This is a genomic window from Gammaproteobacteria bacterium (genome assembly GCA_035279405.1).
In the GTDB taxonomy this organism is placed as follows: domain Bacteria; phylum Pseudomonadota; class Gammaproteobacteria; order Natronospirales; family REEB76; genus REEB76.
On record DATEHU010000048.1, the window covers coordinates 23545 to 41596 of the forward strand.

The window sequence follows — 18052 nt, forward strand, 5'->3', positions numbered from 1 at the left end:
GCAATCAATCGTCGTTTGAACCGGGGGCCTTGAGCGCTTCGGTGGCGAGTTTTGCCGCCGTGTGAGTGGCGTCCAGACTGTCGGCATGCAGGCCGCGTTCCGCCTGCGTGAGAGCCCGCTGCAGCCGCACATGCTCGGCGGGCGCGTGCCCGAGATCATGCATCGCGCCGTTGCCCATGCCTTTGCAGGGATCGCCGGCTTGGGCGTCGTAGCGCCGGTCGCCCGGTCCCACCAGGCAGTTAATCACGTGATGCAGGTGCATATCTGCCGTTGATTTGTCGGCGGCGGCCGCCGCCATTTGCGCATGCGCGGCCGCGGTGGCGATTTCCTGACTCGCATTCCCGGCTGCGAAACTGCAGGGGACTGCGAGCATCAGGCCGATGGCGAAAGCAAAAGAGAATGTGAGTTTGTTCATGGTAAGCCTCGGGGAAGTAGCTGCGGGCCTCTGGTATGCGGATGCCGGATTACGAGCGGTACGGGATACCAAGTGAAGGTGCACAGATGATAAGCAATTTGCGGGGAGACCCCCAAATGCGGGCTCGCGTAATGCGGGTGGAAGCGTCAAACGGGAGGGACGTTTCCGGTGATTCCCGACCGTACCAGACGCGTGCCGGACAGGCGGTCATGCCAGGCGAGGCGCCGCCGGTCGAAGGCCGGCCAGAGGAAGGCCGCGAGCGCGGCCAGCAAGGCGAGTGCGCCGGCCACGAGCCACGCCAGTGTCTGCGCGGCCTGCTGCGCACTCATCAACAATTCGGCGCCGAGCAGCAACAGCAACCAGGGAATCAGCATGCCGAGATAGCGCAGCAGTGCGCGGTACCAGTCGAGGCGTGCACCATCGAGACGCACCACCCGCAGTTTCCAGGTGCGCATGCCGATGGTCTGGCCGCCGTGCGTCCAGAACCCGCCGAAGAATGCATAACCCAGTATCAGCAGTCCCGACTGGTACAGCATTTTCAACCCGGAACTGTGTGCGTAGAGCGATTCGAGCGCTGCACTGTGCGTGAAGGGCATGATCAGGAAGGTGGCGAGGATGCAGATCGCCAAAACAATAAGCGCGTCATACAAGCCGGAGGCCCAGCGCCGCAGCAATCCGGGCGCGGCGAGCGCCGCGTTTTCCGTGATGGCCCGAGAGCTGTGCAACGTATTCATGCAGGGGATCTATACATGGCGTTCCCTACCGGGCGAGGGCGGTGTATTTAATCGGATTGCCGGTGGCAGTCCGATCCGCCCGCGCGCCCAGACATGGGCTTGAAGCACAGCTTCGAGCGAGCTGCCATGGATGGCAGCTCCGGGCTGCGCACCAAGGATGGTACGTTGCGAATTATTCTTTAAATTCATTGGCGCTCCCTACCGGATTCGAACCGGTGTTTAAGCCTTGAGAGGGCTCCGTCCTAGGCCTCTAGACGAAGGGAGCGGGGATGCAAGGGGAGTGGTATTATACGGGCCGCCCGGATTTGCTCAAGTTCAATTCCAATACCAGGCAAGCTTCCGGATTGCATGCACACACAGGAACCCTCCGTTATTTCCCCCGTCATCGTTCCGCGCGCCGAGCACAATATCTCGCGCTCCAAAATTTCCGAAAGTGCACTCAAGGTGCTGTACCGGCTGAAAAGTGCCGGCTATGAATCCTACCTGGTGGGCGGTGGAGTGCGCGACCTGCTGCTGGGACGCGAGCCCAAGGATTTTGACGTGGCCACCAACGCGCGACCGGAAGAAGTGCGCGCACTGTTCCGCAACTGCCGCATCATCGGCCGGCGCTTCCGCCTCGCACACGTGCAGTTTGGACGCGAAATCATCGAAGTTGCCACCTTCCGTGCCAATCGTCCGGTGGCACAGACGGCCGGCAGCGCCAGTGAAAACGGGCGCATCCTGCGCGACAACACCTACGGCACGCTGGAAGAAGACGCCTTGCGCCGCGATTTCAGCGTCAACGCGCTGTATTACGACATCCGCGATTTTTCAGTGCGCGATTACGTGGACGGGCTTGCGGACCTGCATGCCGGCGTGCTGCGCCTGATCGGCGATCCCGCGACCCGCTTTCGCGAAGACCCGGTGCGCATGCTACGCGCCGCGCGCTTTGCGGCCAAGCTCGGTTTCCGCGTGCACCCGGATACCGCGGCGCCGATTGCGGAACTTGCGCCGCTGCTGGCGGACATTCCGCCCGCCCGGCTGTTCGAGGAAATCCTTAAGCTGTTCCTGTATGGGTTTGGCGCGCAGGCGTTCGAGCATCTGCGCCGTTATGGCCTGTTCGCCCGCCTGTTCCCGCGCACCGACCCGCTGCTGGATACCGAGGAGCAGGGTTTCCCGCATACCTTCATCAGCCGTGCGCTTGCCAGCACCGACACGCGCGTGCGCGAAGACAAACCGGTTACCCCGGCGTTTCTGTTCGCCGCGCTCATGTGGGAGCCGGTGCGCCAGCGGGCCGCTGAACTGGAAACCGCGGGTACGCGTCCGGCTGAAGCACTGCACCAGGCCGCGGATGAGCTGGTGTTCGAACAGATTGCGCATGTGGCGCTGCCGCGCCGCTTCGCCACGCCCATGATCGAGATCTATCAGATGCAGCCGCGCTTTCTGCAGCGCGAGGGCAAGCGGCCGTCGCGGTTCCTGGCGCATCCGCGCTTCCGCGCCGCCTACGATTTCCTGATGTTGCGTGCCGAAGCCGGTGAAGTGGATGCGGAACTGGCCGGCTGGTGGACGCGCCTGCAGGCGGCCGGCACCGATGCCGAGCGCGAGCTGTTGGTGCCGGTCGCCGCCGCACCGGCCGGCCGGCGACGGCGTTCGCGGCGCCGCCGGCGCCACAAAGTGTCCGCACCGGCTTGAGCATGCGTGCGCCGGTCAGCGCATATATCGGCCTCGGCGCCAATCTGAACGATCCCGCCGCACAGCTGCGTGGCGCGCTTGCCGAACTCGCGCAGTTACCGGATACGCGCATGCTGTCGCAATCGCGCTTCTATCGGAGCAAACCCTTGGGACCCCAGGACCAGCCGGATTACCTGAATGCCGTGGCTGCGCTTGGAACGCGACTCGAAGCGCTGGAGCTAATGCGGCATTTGCAGGCCATCGAACTGCGTCACGGCCGTCGGCGCAGTCCCGACAGCCGCTGGGGTCCGCGCAACCTGGATCTGGATCTGCTTGTGTACGGCGACCTCGCGTTGCAGACGCCGGAACTGACGCTGCCGCATCCGGAGCTGCATAAGCGCAGCTTCGTCCTGTATCCTCTGGCCGAACTGGCACCGGATCTGGTGATTCCCGGCCGCGGTCTGGTGCGCGTGCTGCGCGAGCATTGCCGCTCGCCGGCTATCCGGCTTTACGAGGAGGGCGCGCATGCCTGAAGCCCGGTCCCGCTATCTGGTGGTTGAGGGTCCCATTGGCGTGGGCAAGACCAGCTTGGCGCAACTGCTGGCGGAAACGCTCGGTGCGGAACTGCTGCTCGAGCATGCCGAGGAAAATCCGTTCCTGGACCGCTTTTACCGCGATCCCAAACACGCCGCGCTGCCCACGCAGCTGTCATTCCTGTTTCAGCGCGCCCGCCAACTGCAGCAGCTGCGCCAAGGCGACATTTTTACGCCCGCGCGCGTCGCGGATTTCATGCTGGAGAAGGACCGGCTGTTCGCCCAGCTCAATCTGGACGACGATGAATTCGCCCTGTATGAACAGGTCTACCAGCATCTCACCGTGGATGCGCCCGCGCCGGATCTGGTGGTGTATCTGCAGGCGCCGGTCGAGGTGCTCATGCGGCGCATCGCGCGCCGCGGCGCGGATTACGAGCGCTTTATCCGGCGCGATTATCTCGAGCGCGTGGTCAGCGCGTACGCCTATTTCTTTCACCATTACGACCGTTCGCCGCTGCTGATCGTGAACGCGAGCGACATCAACGTCGTGGACAGCGAGGCGGATTACGCGCAGCTGGTCGGCGAAATCCAGCGTGTGCGCAGCGGCCGGCATTATTTCAACCCGGTAGCGCGTCGGGCTTGATGTTTGCGCTTCGGCCCGTCATGCTGGAGCCGGACTGAACAGGAGTTCCCGTGTACACTCAGCCGGAAAAGCGTGACGGCGTTGAAAAACTGACACTGGCATCGCTCGCCAAGATGAAAACCGCGGGCGAGAAAATTGCCTGCCTCACGGCCTACGATGCGAGCTTTGCCGCGCTGCTTGACCACAGTGGCGTGGATGTGGTGCTGGTGGGCGACACGCTCGGCATGGTCGTGCAGGGACACGCGAGCACTGTGCCGGTGACGGTGGACGACGTGGTTTATCACTTGCGCATGGTGGCGCGCGGCCTCACGCGCGCGTATCTGATTGGCGACATGCCGTTTCTGAGCTATGTGGACGTGTCGACGGCGTTGCGCAATGCCGGGCGGATGATGCAGGAGGGCGGGGCGCGCATGGTCAAGCTCGAGGGAACCGGCGCGCAGGCCGAGATTGTCGCTGCCCTGGCGGCCAATGGCATGCCGGTGTGTGCGCACCTGGGTCTGCGGCCGCAGGCGGTGGAAAAGCTCAGTGGATTCAAGGTGCAGGGGCGCGGCGAAGCGGCTGCACGCCAGATGCTCAAGGACGCACTCGCGCTGGAGCAGGCCGGCGCCGACATCATTTTGCTGGAACTGATTCCGCAGACGCTGGCTGCCAAAATCACCGCGAAGGTGAAGGTCCCGGTGATCGGCATAGGCGCCGGACCCGGGGTGGACGGTCAGATCCTGGTGCTCTACGACATGCTCGACATCACGCCCGGCCGGCGCCCGAAATTTGCGCGCAATTTCATGGCCGGAGCCGGCAGCCCGCGTGCCGCGGTCGAAGCCTACGTGAAGGCAGTGAAAGACAAGAGTTACCCGGCGCCCGAACATTGTTTTGATTAGTCAGCACTACACTCAACATTCTCAAGGCTTTGCATGCTTGCTGTTCACGGCGTAGTCGAGCTCCGCGATCAGGTGCAGCGCTGGCGCCGTGACGGCGAGCGCATTGCGCTGGTCCCCACTATGGGTAATCTGCATGCGGGCCATGTGAAGCTCGTGGAGGAGGCGCACGCGCGAGCCAAACGCGTGGTGGCGAGCATTTTTGTCAATCCGCTGCAATTCGGCCCCGGCGAGGACTATCAGAGCTATCCACGCACGCTGGAAGCGGACCAGGCCAAGTTGCAGGCAGTGCGGGCCGATCTGCTGTTCGCGCCGGCCGTGGAAGAAATGTATCCGGGCGGCCGCGACCGGGTCACGCGCGTGGACGTGCCGGGTCTGTCAGCGATTCTGGACGGGGAATTCCGCCCCGGCCATTTCAGCGGCGTCGCCACCGTGGTGCTCAAGCTGCTCAACATCGTGCAGCCGGACGTGGCTCTGTTCGGCGAGAAGGATTACCAGCAGTTGCTGATTGTGCGGCGGCTGGTGGCCGACCTGTCCGTGCCGGTGGAGATCGTCGGTGTACCGATCGTGCGCGAGGCGGATGGCCTGGCCATGAGTTCGCGCAACCAGTACCTCACGCCTGTGGAGCGCCAACAGGCGCCGCTGCTTTTCCGCACGCTCGGCGAAACCGCGGCCGCGCTGCGCAATGGCCGGCGTGATTTCTCCCGGCTGGAAGCCGAGACCGTGCAGAAACTGTCAGCGCAACTGCGGCCTGACTATGTTTCCATCCGCGCGGCGCACACGCTCGCTGCTGCGGATGCCGATACCCGGGATTTTGTGGTGCTGGCCGCGGTCCGGCTCGGCAAGGCACGGCTCATAGATAACATTCAGGTTAGTGTAGAAGCGGCCTCCCGGCCGCGATGATTTTTGAAATCGTGAGGGTGAGCGTCGCCCCCGGAAAATCTTTGGTCCCCAACATGGTTGAGCCGGGTCTGCAGCCGGCAGTACAATGCGCCCCTCACCCGTCGGGTTTTATTGATTCCCATGCAACTCACCCTGCTCAAAGCCAAGCTGCACCGCGCGCGCGTCACCCATGCGGAACTGGATTACGAGGGTTCCTGCGCGATCGACGCTAATCTGCTGGAGACCGCCGGCATCCTGCCGTATGAGCAGATCCAGATCTACAACGTCAGCAACGGCGAGCGCTTCACCACCTACGCGATCCGCGCGGCGGCGGGTTCCGGGACCATTTCCATGAACGGCTCGGCCGCGCACCGCGCCCATCCGGGCGACATCGTAATCATCTGCGCCTATGCGCAGATGAACGCCGCCGAGGCCGTGAATCACAAGCCGCGGCTCGTGTATCTCGACGAGCACAACAGGATTAACCGCACTGCTAACGCCATTCCCGTCCAGGCCGCCTGAAAGCGGATCTTTTGGCCGAATAACTGCGTTGCGGCGCTTTCTGCGGTACTCATTTACTGGCTTGTAAACTCCGTTCCTCGAAAGCGCCGCGCCTTGTTCTCGGCCAAAATCTCGCGCTTTCAGGTTGACTGCCAAAACCAAAAGATTAAGCTGAGCCGCAGCTAAACACCGGACTTTCCATGAGCGTTCCCGCATCCCAGGCGCCGGCTGCGCCCGACTCCGCGCACCAGTTCCGCGAGAGCGGCTACACCGTGCTGCGCGCCGTCATCAGCGCCGACAGCGCCGCACTCGGCACGCGTTACGCACTCCTGCAACAGCATTGGCCCGCTTACTACGAGCGCGAGGACATGTTCCGCGCGGCCATTGGCCGTTACGCGGACGCGCTCAGCGAAAGCCTGCTGCTGAAACTCAAGCCGGTGGTGGAAAAGGCCACCGGGCTGGAATTGCTGCCGTGCTATTCGTATCTGCGCATCTACGGCCGCGGCGCGGTGTTGCCCAAGCATCTGGACCGGCCCTCTTGCGAGATCAGCACTTCATTGGCGCTCGGTTTCCAGTCCGACACGCTCTGGCCGCTGTGCGTTGAGTCCGGCAAAGTGCAAAAAGCCCTGGAGCTGGCGCCCGGCGATATGCTGATTTACCGCGGCGCCGACGTGCCCCATTGGCGCGACACCTTCGAAGGCGAATGGTGGGTGCAGACCTTCCTGCACTACGTGGATGCCCACGGTGAGTACACGGATTTCAAATTCGACGGCCGCGAGCGCATCGGGCCCTTCGACAAGCTCAGCATGCAGCGCCATTTCCAGCGGCCCGCGAGCGCCGGCTTGCACGACCAGATGGTGGTACCCGAGCCGGACGGCCCCTGTCCCTGCGGCAGCGGTCTGCGTTTCCGCGACTGCCACGGGAAGAACGGCTAGAGCGCATTCAATCAGGTAAACACTTTCAAACAGTTGCTTCCGCGTGCTGCGCGAGCGCCCACGCCACGTGCTCGCGTACCAGCGCCGCAGGATGATTGCCGCGGGCTTTAAGGGCCGCGATGACCTCGGTCGATGAGGGCGCGTTGCCCAGACCCACAGCGAGGTTCCTGAGCCAGCATTCGTAACCGGCGCGGCGGAGGGCGCTGCCTTCGGTGCGTGCGAGATATTCCTCTTCGGTCCAGTTGAACAGGTCCACCAGGCGCGCGTCGTCGAGGCCGTGGCGCGGTTTGAAGTCCTTTTCCTGCGTCGCTTGTGCAAACTTGTTCCACGGACAGAACAACTGGCAGTCGTCGCAGCCGAACACGCGGTTGCCCATGGGTTTGCGCAGCTCGAGCGGAATTGAGCCCTTGTACTCGATGGTGAGGTAGGAGATACAGCGGCGCGCGTCCACCTCGTAGGGCGCAACGATGGCCTGCGTCGGGCACACGTCCATACAGGCGCGACAACTGCCGCAGTGATTCTCCGCGGGTTCGTCTGCCGGCAGCGGTAGGTCGGTGAACAGCTCGCCGAGGAAAAACCAGGAACCCGCCTGTTTGTTGATGAGCACGCTGTGCTTGCCGATCCAGCCGAGACCGGCGTTGCGCGCCAGCGCTTTCTCCAGCACCGGTGCACTGTCCGCAAACGCGCGGTAGCCGAACGGTCCGATCTCATTCTGGATGCGTGCGGCCAGTTGCTGCAGGCGCTTGCGCATGAGCTTGTGATAATCGCGGCCGAGTGCGTAACGCGAAATATACGCGTGGTCTTTTTCTTCAAGCAGCGCCTGGGCACTGCCAACATCCCTGGACCCGTAATCCATGCGCACCGAGATCACTCGCAGCGTACCCGGCACCAGTTCCGCCGGTCGGCTGCGGCGCGTGCCGTGGACGCGCATGTAATCCATTTCGCCGTGGCGCTCCTGCTGCAACCAACCCAGCAGATGGCGCTCATCTTCGGCGAGGTCAACGCCGGTGATACCGGTTTGCTGAAAGCCGAGTTCATGGGCCCAAGCGCGTATCCTTTCCGCAAGAGCAGCAAAATCCGGCATGTCCATGTGGAGGTTGCGCCGCCCCTATTCGGCTCCCTGATAGGGATAGCCGACTTGGGTGGGTGGCGTGAAGTTTTCCTTGATGGTGCGCGGCGAGGTCCAGCGTACCAAATTCAGGAATGAGCCTGCCTTGTCGTTGGTGCCCGAGGCACGGCTGCCGCCAAAGGGCTGCTGGCCGACGACCGCGCCCGTGGGTTTGTCATTGATGTAGAAATTTCCCGCTGTGTGGCGCAGCAGCCGTGATGCCGTGGCGACCGCATTGCGGTCGCGTGCGAAGATCGAGCCGGTGAGCGCATAGGGAGTGGATTGATCGCAAAGGCGCAGCGTGTCCTCGTAGGCCGAATCCAGGTACACGTGCACGGTGATCACGGGGCCGAAGATTTCTTCGCACATCAGGCGGTCCTGCGGATTGTCGCTCTGAATCACGGTCGGCTCGATGAACCAGCCGCGCGTGCTGTCGGCCTTGCCGCCCGCGAGGATCTTCACGCCCGGCGCCTTGCGTGCATAGTCGAAGTAGCCGGATATTTTATTGAAGGAAGCCGCGTGGATCACGGCACCCATGAAATTGCGGAAATCGCACACGTCGCCCATCTTGATTTCACCGGTCAGCGCCACCAGCCGCTCGCGCAGCTTGGGCCAGATGGACGCCGGGATGAACGCGCGTGCGGCCGCCGAGCATTTCTGCCCCTGGAATTCGAAGGCGCCGCGCACCATGCCGACGGCGAGCGCTTCAAGGTCCTCGCCCGCGGAGGCGTGCGCAAAGATGAAATCCTTGCCGCCGGTTTCGCCCACGAGGCGCGGATACTGGCGATAGCTCTGCATGTTTTCCCCGACCGTGCGCCAGATGGACTTGAACACCGCGGTGGAGCCGGTGAAGTGCACGCCGCCGAGATCCGGATGCGCGAGCACCTGCGCGGTGATCATCGCGGGATCGCCCTGCACCAGGTTGATCACGCCGGGAGGCAGGCCGGCCGCGCGCAGCAGTTCCATGATGTACCAGGCGCTCAACATCGCGGAGGGTGAGGGCTTGAAGACCACGGTGTTGCCCATCAGTGCCGGCGCAGTCGGCAAATTGCCGGCGATGGAAGTGAAATTGAACGGCGTTATCGCGAACACGAAGCCCTCGAGCGCGCGGTAGTCGAGCCGGTTCCAGGTCTGCGGCGCGCTGTTCGGTTGCTCGGCCAACAGCTGTTGCGCGAAGCGCACGTTGAAGCGGAAAAAATCGATGAGTTCGCAGGCGGCATCGATTTCCGCCTGATGCGCGGTCTTCGACTGCCCAAGCATGGTGGAGGCGTTGAGGATCGGGCGGAAGCGCGTGGCGAGGAGATCGGCGGCGCGCAGGAACACGGCAGCGCGTTCGACGAAGGGCAGCGCCTCCCAAGCCGGTTTCGCGGCAAGTGCCGCGTCAATGGCCGCCTGTACCTGCGGGGCCTCGGCCTGATGGACGGTCGCGAGCACGTGCCGGTGATCATGCGGCATGTTTACCTCGGCGAGCTTGCCGGTGTGCACCGCCGCGCCGCCGATAACCAGGGGGATCTCGAGGCGCTCCGATGCCATGCGTACCAGCGTCTCTTTCAGCTCCGCACGCTCGGGACTACCCGGCGCATAGGACAGCACGGGTTCGTTGACGGGTATGGGGACGCGAATGCTGGCCTGGCTCATGACGGTGCCTCTGACGGGGAATTGCGGAATGAACGGACTCTATATAATGATGCTTCCATGCTCCAACTTCCAGCCGCGCTTTACTCCGCTGCGCAGATGCGCGAACTCGACCGGCGCGCCATCGAGGATCAGCATGTGCCCGCGCTGACGTTGATGACGCGTGCCGGCACCGCGGCGTGGCAAACGTTGCTGCAAAGCTGGCCGAAAGCGCGCGACATCGTGGTGTTCGCCGGCACAGGCAACAACGCGGGCGACGGCTACGTGCTTGCAACGCAGGCGCTGCGTGCGAAGCGACAAGTGACGGTAGTGAATGTCGGCGATCCCGCGAAGCTTGCGGGCGCGGCGGCGACGGTGCGCAGTCGGTTTCTGGCCGCGCAAGGCCGCGAGCAGCCCTTCACCAGCGAGTTGCCGGCCAAGGCGGATGTGATCGTGGACGCGCTTTTCGGCATCGGCCTGGATCGGCCGTTACGCGAGCGCTGGGCGCAGGCGGTTGAACGGATTAACACAGCGGGCAAGCCGGTGCTGGCGGTGGACATTCCCTCGGGTCTGAGCGCGGATAGCGGCGCAATCCTCGGCGCTGCGGTGCACGCCAGCGTGACACAGACCTTCATTGGCCTGAAACCCGGCTTGTTCACAGGTGCAGGGCCGTCCTGCACCGGCAGGCTTGAATTCAACGCGCTCGGGATCCCCGCGCAGACATTCAAAGATCTGCCGCCGCGCGCGCGCTTGCTTGACACGCGCGTGTCTTTGCCGCGGCGCGCGCGCGCTGCGCACAAGGGAGATTTCGGCCATGTGCTCGTCATCGGTGGCGATCACGGCATGGGCGGCGCTCCGCGACTGAGCGCGGAAGCCGCGCTGCGCAGCGGTGCGGGTCTGGTGAGCGTCATCACGCGCCCAGAACATGTCGCCGGTTTTCTCGCCGGCCTGCCGGAAGCCATGGTGCGCGGCGTGGACGACGCGGCGGAGACCACGGCGCTATTCGAGCGCGCCAGCGTGATCGCCGTGGGACCAGGGTTGGGTCAAGAGGCGTGGGGCCGGCGATTGCTCACGCGTGCGCTGACCACGCCGCTGCCGCTGGTAGTGGACGCGGATGCGCTCAATCTTCTGGCCGCGCGGCCGCTTACGCATGGTCAGTGGATTCTGACGCCGCACCCGGGCGAAGCCGCACGCCTGCTCAAGCAATCCGTGGCGGAAATCCAGCTGGACCGGCTAAAAGCGGCGGCGCGCATCGCAGAAAAATATCGGGCGGTCGTAGTGCTCAAGGGCGCGGGCACGATCGTCGCGGCGGAAGGCGGGACGCCGGCCGTTTGCCGGCATGGCAATCCCGGCATGGCGGCGCCCGGGATGGGCGATGCGCTCACCGGCATCATTGCAGCCCTGGTGGCGCAGGGATTGACGCTGCCCGAGGCCGCACGCACCGGCGTGCAGGCGCACGCGCTCGCGGGTGATCGTGCCGCCGAGGCAGGAGAACGCGGGCTGCTGGCGCGTGATCTGATTGCCGACCTGCGTCCGGTGCTCAACGCGTGACTAGCCTGAATGCGGCGTCCGCCGCTGACATGGATGCCCTGGGGCAGGCGCTGGGACGCTCCTTGCAAGACGGTGCGGTCGTGTATCTGCACGGCCAGTTGGGTGCGGGCAAGACCACGCTGGTGCGAGGCGTGCTCAAAGGTCTGGGGTTCGAAGGGCGCGTACGCAGCCCAACCTACACCCTGGTCGAAGGCTATGAAATCAGCGCGCACCAGTTGTATCACCTGGATCTTTACCGCATCCGTGGCCCGGAGGAGATGGAATACCTCGGAGCGCGCGACCTGGATGACGCGAATCTTTGGGTGTTTGCGGAATGGCCGGAGCATGGCGCGGGGCGGCTGCCCGAGCCCGACCTCGTGTTGAATTTCGAGATGCGCGATCCCGGCCGGTTGATTCGGGTCGAGCCCTGCAGCGGGCGCGGAGAGCAACTGACCCGGGCCTGGCTGGCCCGCATGTGCACAATTCCGGGCGACGGAGGCGAGCCCAAGTCAGCCAAACTCTAAGGTCAAACTCTAAGATACAAACGTATCCCCATAAATCCATTACAAAAATACTTGAAATCTGTACGGGATTGTGTATAACTTAGCCCATGTCCCCATACAGACGTCAGGGCATGCGGGTATTACTGACTTTTTTTCTGCTGCTGCCGGCGGCGGTGCTGGCCGCGCCGGTAGAGGTGTTGGGGCTGCATATTGCGCCTGCCGGCGACCACGCCAGCCTGGTTTTTGACCTGTCGGCACCGGCGGAATACCGGATTTTCACCCTCGGCCACCCCGACCGGGTGGTGATAGACATGGACAACACTGCGCTCCAGGCTGCTTTGCCTGCGGGACAGGGCGTGATCAAGGATTTGCGCAGCGGCATCCGTAGCCAGTCGGGCTTGCGGGTGGTGCTGGATACCACGGTGCAGACCACGCCACGCAGTCTGCTGCGCAACACCAGCGCAGGCACGCAGTTGGTCGTGGACCTCTACCCGCAAAAGTCCGTGGCTGCGCGCGCACCGGTGCTCACCGCGCGCAAAGCCGTGCCGCAAACCGGACGCGACATCGTGGTGGCGATTGACGCCGGCCACGGCGGCATTGATTCCGGGGCGCACAGTCCGCGCGGCGTGATGGAGAAGACCATTACCTTGCAGATTGCCCGCCGCCTGGCGGCGCAGGTCGCCGGACTGCCGGGGTTCAAGCCGTTCCTGACGCGCAACGGCGATTACTACCTGACGCTGCGCCAGCGCATCGAGCGCGCACGCGCCGCGCACGCCGATATCTTCGTCTCTATCCATTGCGACGCGGCTCATGACCATTACGCTGATGGCGCCACGGTGTATGCGCTCTCGCTGCACGGCGCCACCAGCGAGCACGCGCGTCTGCTGGCGCAGCGCGAAAACGACTCGGATCTGCTCGGCGGCGTGGACCTCTCCGACAAGAGCCCGATGCTGGCTTCGGTCCTGCTGGACCTGTCGCAGACCGCGACCATCAAGGCCAGCCTGGAAGTAGGCGGGCGCGTGGCCCAGCAGTTGGCGCGCATGGGTTCCATGCACCGCTCTCAGGTGCAGCAAGCGGCCTTCGTGGTGCTCAAGTCGCCGGACATTCCCTCGATCCTGGTGGAGACCGACTACATCAGCAATCCACGCGAAGCGCGCCAGCTGCAAAATCCCGCGTATCAGCACAAGGTCGCGAGTGCGATCCTCACCGGCGTGCATAACTACTTCGACCAGTATCCGCCACCCGGCACGGAACTGGCCATGGAAAAGGCCCAGCGCCGGCAGCACAATGCGCCGGCGATCGCGGCTGACGGCTACGAAGTCGCCAGCCGCAACCGCGGTCAGTAATTCCGTCCTTTCTCCCGCGCGGGTGAGCCGGTAAGCTAGGCGGCGGTGCCGCATGCCGATCCGCTCACTGCCCACGCAACTCGTCAACCAGATCGCCGCTGGCGAGGTCGTCGAACGGCCGGCGTCGGTGGTCAAGGAATTGGTGGAGAACAGTCTGGATGCCGGCGCCACGCGCATTGACGTGGAACTGGAAGCCGGCGGCGCGCGCCTGATCCGGGTGCGCGACAACGGCCAGGGCATACCGCGCGAGGAACTCGCCTTGGCGCTGGCGCGTCACGCCACCAGCAAGATTGCGAGCCTCGAAGATCTCGAACGCGTGGCCACTCTGGGATTCCGCGGCGAAGCGCTGCCGAGCATCGGTGCGGTCGCGCGCCTCAGCCTCGCTTCACGCACCGCCGATGAGGAACACGGCTGGCGCATCGAAGGCGACGGTCACGGCCATTACAACGCGCCAGCGCCGCTGCCGCATCCGGTCGGCACCAGCGTGGACGTGCATGACCTGTTTTTCAACACGCCGGCGCGGCGCAAATTCCTGCGCAGCGAAGCTACCGAATTCGGGCATGTGGACACGGTGCTGCGGCGTCTGGCGCTGGCGCGCATGGACGTGGCGCTGCACGCGCGTCACAACGGGCGCGGCGTGTATGCGCTCAATGCGGCCGGCGAACCGCGGGAACACGAGCAGCGCGTGGCGGCGCTGCTGGGACCGGAGTTCGTGCGCCAGTCGCTGCACCTGCGGCAGGCTATGACCGGCCTGATCCTGCGCGGCTGGATCGCGCGCCCGACGTTTTCCCGCAGTCAGCCGGATTTGCAGTATTTCTACGTCAATGGCCGCATGGTGCGCGACAAGCTGCTGGCGCACGCGGTGCGACTCGCGTATCACGACGTGCTGTTCCACGGCCGCCATCCCGCCTACGTGCTGTATCTGGAACTCGATCCCGCGCGCGTGGACGTGAACGCGCATCCCGCCAAGTACGAAGTGCGTTTCCGCGATGGACGGCTGGTGCACGACTATGTATTCCGTACCGTGGAGGCCGCACTCAAGAACACCACGCCGCAGACGGCAGTGCCCGCGACTGCGGGCGCGCGCGACACGCCGCAGTCCGCGCCTGGCGCGCACACGCAACAGCCCATGCCGCTGCACGTGGCGGAAGACGTGGCGGCGTATGCGCGACTGCATGAGACGCCGGCGGTACAAACTGAAAACGCAGCGACCTCGGGGGTGCCGCCGCTCGGTTACGCGCTCGCGCAACTGCACGGCGTATATATCCTGGCCGCCGCGGCCGACGGTCTGGTACTCGTGGACATGCACGCCGCACATGAGCGCATCACCTACGAACGCATGAAAGCCGCGTTGGAAACCGGGCAGGTAATATCGCAACCGCTGCTCGTGCCGCAAAGCCTCGCGGTGTCCCGCGCCGAAGCGGACTGCGCGGAAACGCACGCACCGGAACTGGCGCGCAGCGGATTCGTGATTGAGCGCCGCAGCCCGGAATCGTTGGCGATCCGCGAAATTCCCGCGCTGCTCAAGGACGAGGATGCGGCGCAGTTGTTGCGCGACGTGCTCGCGGACCTGGTCGAGCACGGTAAAAGCCGGCGCATACAGGCGGCACTCGAGCATGTGCTCGCGACGCGCGCCTGTCACACCTCAGTGCGTGCGCACCGGCGGCTGGAAATCGCCGAGATGAATGCGCTGTTGCGCGAGATGGAGCGCACGCCGCGCGCCGACCAGTGCAATCATGGCCGGCCCACCTGGACGCGCCTGGGCATGGCCGATCTGGACAAATTGTTTTTGCGTGGCCGGTAAACCCGGTTCGCAATCCGACACGCCCTCTCCCCTTGGGAGAGGGCTCGTCGCGGAGCGACGAGCGAGCGGTCATGGGCGCATTGCGATGCAAATGCGCGGGTTGCCAGGGATGGCAACCCCGGACAGGAATACGAAGCACGGATTGCGCAGTATTCATGCCGCCCTGGACTTTCCGGCGCAGCAGGGTGCGCGGCAAAGCTGCGCACGCGCGTACAGGATGTACGGGCTGGAATGTCGGCGAAGCAGGATTGCGAAGCCGACAGGCGAAGCCGGAAAGGGGTGAGGGTGAAATGCTGCGCGGGACAAGAGATTCTTCTCGGCCGGACTGGTATCTTTTACTCCGCCCATAAAATTGTCGGATTATGGCAGCGCAACCTTTACCACTGGCGATTCTCCTCATGGGTCCAACCGCGTCGGGCAAGACCGCCTTGGCGGTGGAGCTGGTGCGGCGCTTCCCTTGCGACATCATCAGCGTGGATTCCGCGATGGTGTATCGCGGCATGGACATCGGCACCGCCAAGCCGGGGCCGGAAATTCTTGCGGTTGCGCCGCACTGCCTGCTGGACATTCTCGATCCGGCGGAGAGCTATTCCGCCGGGCGTTTTCGCCGCGACGCGCGCGCCGCCATGGCCGAAATCACCGCACGCGGCCGCATCCCGCTGCTGGTGGGCGGCACCATGCTGTATTTCCGCGCGCTGCAGCACGGGCTCGCGGACCTGCCGACTGCGGACACGCATGTACGCGCGGAACTGGATGCGCGCGCGGCACGCCTGGGCTGGCCGGCGCTGCACCAGGAGCTGGCGCACGTGGATCCGGCCGCCGCCGCGCGTATCCACGCCAACGATGCGCAGCGTGTCCAGCGGGCCCTGGAAGTTTTTTATCTCACCGGCCGCCCGATGTCGGAACTGCACGCCGCCGCACCGGTCCAAGATCGCATGTACCGCTTTGTCAAATTGGCCGTGAGCCCCTCTAGTCGCGCGCAGCTGCACACGCGCATCGAACAGCGTTTCCAGGCCATGATGGCCGCGGGTCTGCTGGCGGAAGTCGCGGCGTTGCACCGGCGCGGGGATCTGACCCGCGCGCATGCCTCGATGCGTTCGGTGGGTTATCGCCAGCTTTGGGAACATTTGGATGGCGTATGCGATCTGCCGACCGCGGTGCAACGCGGGATTGTAGCCACGCGTCGTTATGCCAAACGGCAAATGACATGGCTGCACACGGAATCCGGGGTGCAGTGGTTCGACAGCGATGCGCCCCACATGGCGCCGGATGTGTGTGCCCACGTTGCCACCGCATTGAGTGCGCGGGTGTAAAATCTGCTGTGCTACAATGCCGCAGTATTTGACAGAGCCGCATAGTCAAATGGACAGACGTACAGCGGCCGACATAATTACAACGAGGAGGCGAGTCATGACCAAAGGTCAGTCTCTGCAAGAACCCTTTCTCAACACCTTGCGCCGGGACAAGATTCCGGTATCCATCTATCTGATCAACGGCATCAAATTGCAAGGCCAGATCGAGTCCTTCGATCAATTCGTGATTTTGCTCAAGAACAGCGTGAGTCAGATGGTGTACAAGCATGCGGTGTCCACCGTGGTGCCCAGCCGGCATGTCAGCATGACATCCGAGGCCAGCGGCGGAGAAACCAGCGGCGATATCGCTGCCTGACACATGCCGGGGCGGCGCATTGTTTGAGCGTCCCAAGGGCGGTGAACGCGCCGTTCTGGTTCACCTCAACCTCGATTCCGCCACCGGCAGGGAACTGCTCCAGGAATTCACCGAGCTTGCCAAAGCCGCGGGCGCGGAAGTGCTGGCCGTGGTCACCGGCAACCGGCGCGTGCCGGAACCGCATTTTTTCATCGGCACGGGTAAAGCCGAAGAAGTGCGCACCAGGGTGCAGGAGAAGCAAGCGGACCTCGTGCTGGTCAATCACGCGCTTTCGCCCAGCCAGGAGCGTAACCTTGAGAAATTCCTCAGTTGCCGCGTGCTCGACCGCGTGGGCCTGATCCTCGACATCTTTGCGCAGCGTGCGCGCAGCTTCGAAGGCAAACTCCAGGTTGAACTCGCTCAGCATCGCCACCTGGCCACGCGCCTGGTGCGCGGCTGGACGCACCTGGAGCGGCAGCGCGGCGGCAGCATCGGCCTGCGCGGTCCCGGTGAAACCCAACTGGAAACCGACCGCCGCCTCATCGACAAGCGCATCCAGCAGCTCGCGCGGCGCCTGCAACGCACGCGGGCGCAGCATCAGCAGAACCGCCGCACGCGCCAGCGGCGCGCGGTACCCACGGTATCGCTGGTGGGTTACACCAACGCCGGCAAATCCACGCTTTTCAACGCGCTCACCGGTGCGGACATGTGGGTGGCCGACCAGTTGTTCGCGACCCTGGATACCACCCTGCGGCGTCTGCCGCTCGACTCCGGGCGGGAAGCCGTGCTCGCGGACACCGTGGGATTCATTCGCGAGCTGCCGCACGATCTGGTGGCGGCGTTCCGCTCCACCCTGCAGGAAACCGCGGACGCGGCGCTGCTGCTGCACGTGGTGGACGCCGGCGACCCGCAGCGCGACATATATATAGAGACCGTAAATCAGGTGCTGGCGGAAATCGGCGCGCAGCAGGTGCCACAGCTCGAAGTATTCAATAAGATAGACATGACCGGCCAGCCGCCGGCGGTGGAATACGGCCCGGACGGCAGGCCGCGGCGCATCTGGGTATCGGCCGCGCGCGGCACCGGCCTGGAGGCGTTGCGCACGGCGATTGGCGTGTGCCTGCGCAGTGAAACCGTGCGCGGCTGGCTGGAGCTGGCGCCGACGCGCGCACGTGCGCGCGCCGCGTTTTTCCGCGCCGGAGCGGTGCGCGAAGAACGGCCGGGAGACGGCGGCGGCTACCTGCTGCAGGTGGAATTGCCGCGCAGTGAGTATCAGCGCCTGTGCCAGCGCGAAGGCCTGGAGCCTTCGCTGCTGGGTGGATGAACAGCGAC

The 18052-nt window shown here is 64.5% G+C and carries 18 protein-coding genes and 1 tRNA gene; 14 read left to right on the plus strand and 5 right to left on the minus strand.

Going from position 1 to position 18052, the window contains the following annotated elements:
* Nucleotides 1-4 precede the first annotated feature (4 nt).
* The 3 genes from VJR90_10300 to VJR90_10310 all read right to left on the minus strand — a co-directional run bounded on the left by VJR90_10300 (nt 5) and on the right by VJR90_10310 (nt 1414).
* Nucleotides 5-415, minus strand: coding sequence for a hypothetical protein (locus VJR90_10300; protein HKV97862.1), 411 nt, complete (start codon nt 413-415; stop codon nt 5-7).
* Between the two features lie 146 nt (nt 416-561).
* Entirely contained in the window at nt 562-1149 is a 588-nt protein-coding gene (locus tag VJR90_10305; protein ID HKV97863.1) for an RDD family protein, read from the minus strand.
* A 189-nt stretch (nt 1150-1338) separates the two neighbouring features.
* A tRNA-Glu gene (locus VJR90_10310) sits at nt 1339-1414 on the minus strand.
* Between the two features lie 83 nt (nt 1415-1497).
* Between VJR90_10310 and pcnB the strand changes: the two genes are divergently transcribed.
* From pcnB to VJR90_10345, 7 genes are all read left to right on the plus strand, one after another.
* Nucleotides 1498-2820, plus strand: coding sequence for a polynucleotide adenylyltransferase PcnB (gene pcnB, locus VJR90_10315; protein HKV97864.1), 1323 nt, complete (start codon nt 1498-1500; stop codon nt 2818-2820).
* Between the two features lie 2 nt (nt 2821-2822).
* Nucleotides 2823-3332, plus strand: a complete 510-nt coding sequence (gene folK, locus VJR90_10320) for a 2-amino-4-hydroxy-6-hydroxymethyldihydropteridine diphosphokinase (GenBank protein HKV97865.1) — start codon at nt 2823-2825, stop codon at nt 3330-3332.
* A complete protein-coding gene (locus VJR90_10325) occupies nt 3325-3975 on the plus strand; it encodes a deoxynucleoside kinase (protein ID HKV97866.1) in 651 nt (216 codons plus the stop codon). The genes folK and VJR90_10325 overlap by 8 nt, the downstream gene beginning before the upstream one ends.
* A gap of 50 nt (nt 3976-4025) precedes the next feature.
* Entirely contained in the window at nt 4026-4853 is an 828-nt protein-coding gene (panB, locus tag VJR90_10330; GenBank protein ID HKV97867.1) for a 3-methyl-2-oxobutanoate hydroxymethyltransferase, read from the plus strand.
* Between the two features lie 33 nt (nt 4854-4886).
* Nucleotides 4887-5753 (plus strand): pantoate--beta-alanine ligase, encoded by an 867-nt coding sequence (gene panC, locus VJR90_10335; protein ID HKV97868.1) that lies wholly within the window; start codon nt 4887-4889, stop codon nt 5751-5753.
* Between the two features lie 120 nt (nt 5754-5873).
* Nucleotides 5874-6254: an aspartate 1-decarboxylase gene (gene panD / locus VJR90_10340; GenBank protein ID HKV97869.1), complete on the plus strand. Its 381-nt coding sequence runs from the start codon at nt 5874-5876 to the stop codon at nt 6252-6254.
* A 179-nt stretch (nt 6255-6433) separates the two neighbouring features.
* The gene (locus VJR90_10345) at nt 6434-7168 is read left to right on the plus strand and encodes an SEC-C domain-containing protein (protein HKV97870.1); all 735 of its coding nucleotides are present in this window, start codon (nt 6434-6436) and stop codon (nt 7166-7168) included.
* 25 nt (nt 7169-7193) lie between these two features.
* Here VJR90_10345 and queG read toward each other — a convergent pair whose 3' ends face one another.
* Nucleotides 7194-8258 carry a tRNA epoxyqueuosine(34) reductase QueG gene (gene queG / locus VJR90_10350; protein ID HKV97871.1) on the minus strand — a complete coding sequence of 355 codons (1065 nt, stop codon included), beginning with the start codon at nt 8256-8258 and terminating at the stop codon, nt 7194-7196.
* Nucleotides 8259-8276: 18 nt separating this feature from the next.
* Nucleotides 8277-9914, minus strand: coding sequence for an L-glutamate gamma-semialdehyde dehydrogenase (gene pruA, locus VJR90_10355; GenBank protein HKV97872.1), 1638 nt, complete (start codon nt 9912-9914; stop codon nt 8277-8279).
* A gap of 57 nt (nt 9915-9971) precedes the next feature.
* Between pruA and VJR90_10360 the strand changes: the two genes are divergently transcribed.
* From VJR90_10360 to hflX, 7 genes are all read left to right on the plus strand, one after another.
* Nucleotides 9972-11441 carry an NAD(P)H-hydrate dehydratase gene (locus VJR90_10360; protein ID HKV97873.1) on the plus strand — a complete coding sequence of 490 codons (1470 nt, stop codon included), beginning with the start codon at nt 9972-9974 and terminating at the stop codon, nt 11439-11441.
* Nucleotides 11438-11944 (plus strand): tRNA (adenosine(37)-N6)-threonylcarbamoyltransferase complex ATPase subunit type 1 TsaE, encoded by a 507-nt coding sequence (tsaE, locus tag VJR90_10365; GenBank protein ID HKV97874.1) that lies wholly within the window; start codon nt 11438-11440, stop codon nt 11942-11944. Before VJR90_10360 ends, tsaE begins: the two co-directional genes overlap by 4 nt.
* 110 nt (nt 11945-12054) lie before the next feature.
* Entirely contained in the window at nt 12055-13269 is a 1215-nt protein-coding gene (locus tag VJR90_10370; protein HKV97875.1) for an N-acetylmuramoyl-L-alanine amidase, read from the plus strand.
* Nucleotides 13270-13321: 52 nt separating this feature from the next.
* Nucleotides 13322-15073, plus strand: coding sequence for a DNA mismatch repair endonuclease MutL (gene mutL / locus VJR90_10375; GenBank protein HKV97876.1), 1752 nt, complete (start codon nt 13322-13324; stop codon nt 15071-15073).
* Nucleotides 15074-15435: 362 nt separating this feature from the next.
* A complete protein-coding gene (miaA, locus tag VJR90_10380) occupies nt 15436-16386 on the plus strand; it encodes a tRNA (adenosine(37)-N6)-dimethylallyltransferase MiaA (GenBank protein HKV97877.1) in 951 nt (316 codons plus the stop codon).
* Nucleotides 16387-16483: 97 nt separating this feature from the next.
* Complete coding sequence (gene hfq, locus VJR90_10385) at nt 16484-16741, plus strand: RNA chaperone Hfq (GenBank protein ID HKV97878.1); 258 nt, start codon at nt 16484-16486, stop codon at nt 16739-16741.
* Nucleotides 16742-16760: 19 nt separating this feature from the next.
* Nucleotides 16761-18044: a ribosome rescue GTPase HflX gene (gene hflX / locus VJR90_10390; protein ID HKV97879.1), complete on the plus strand. Its 1284-nt coding sequence runs from the start codon at nt 16761-16763 to the stop codon at nt 18042-18044.
* The last annotated feature ends 8 nt before the right edge of the window (nt 18045-18052 follow it).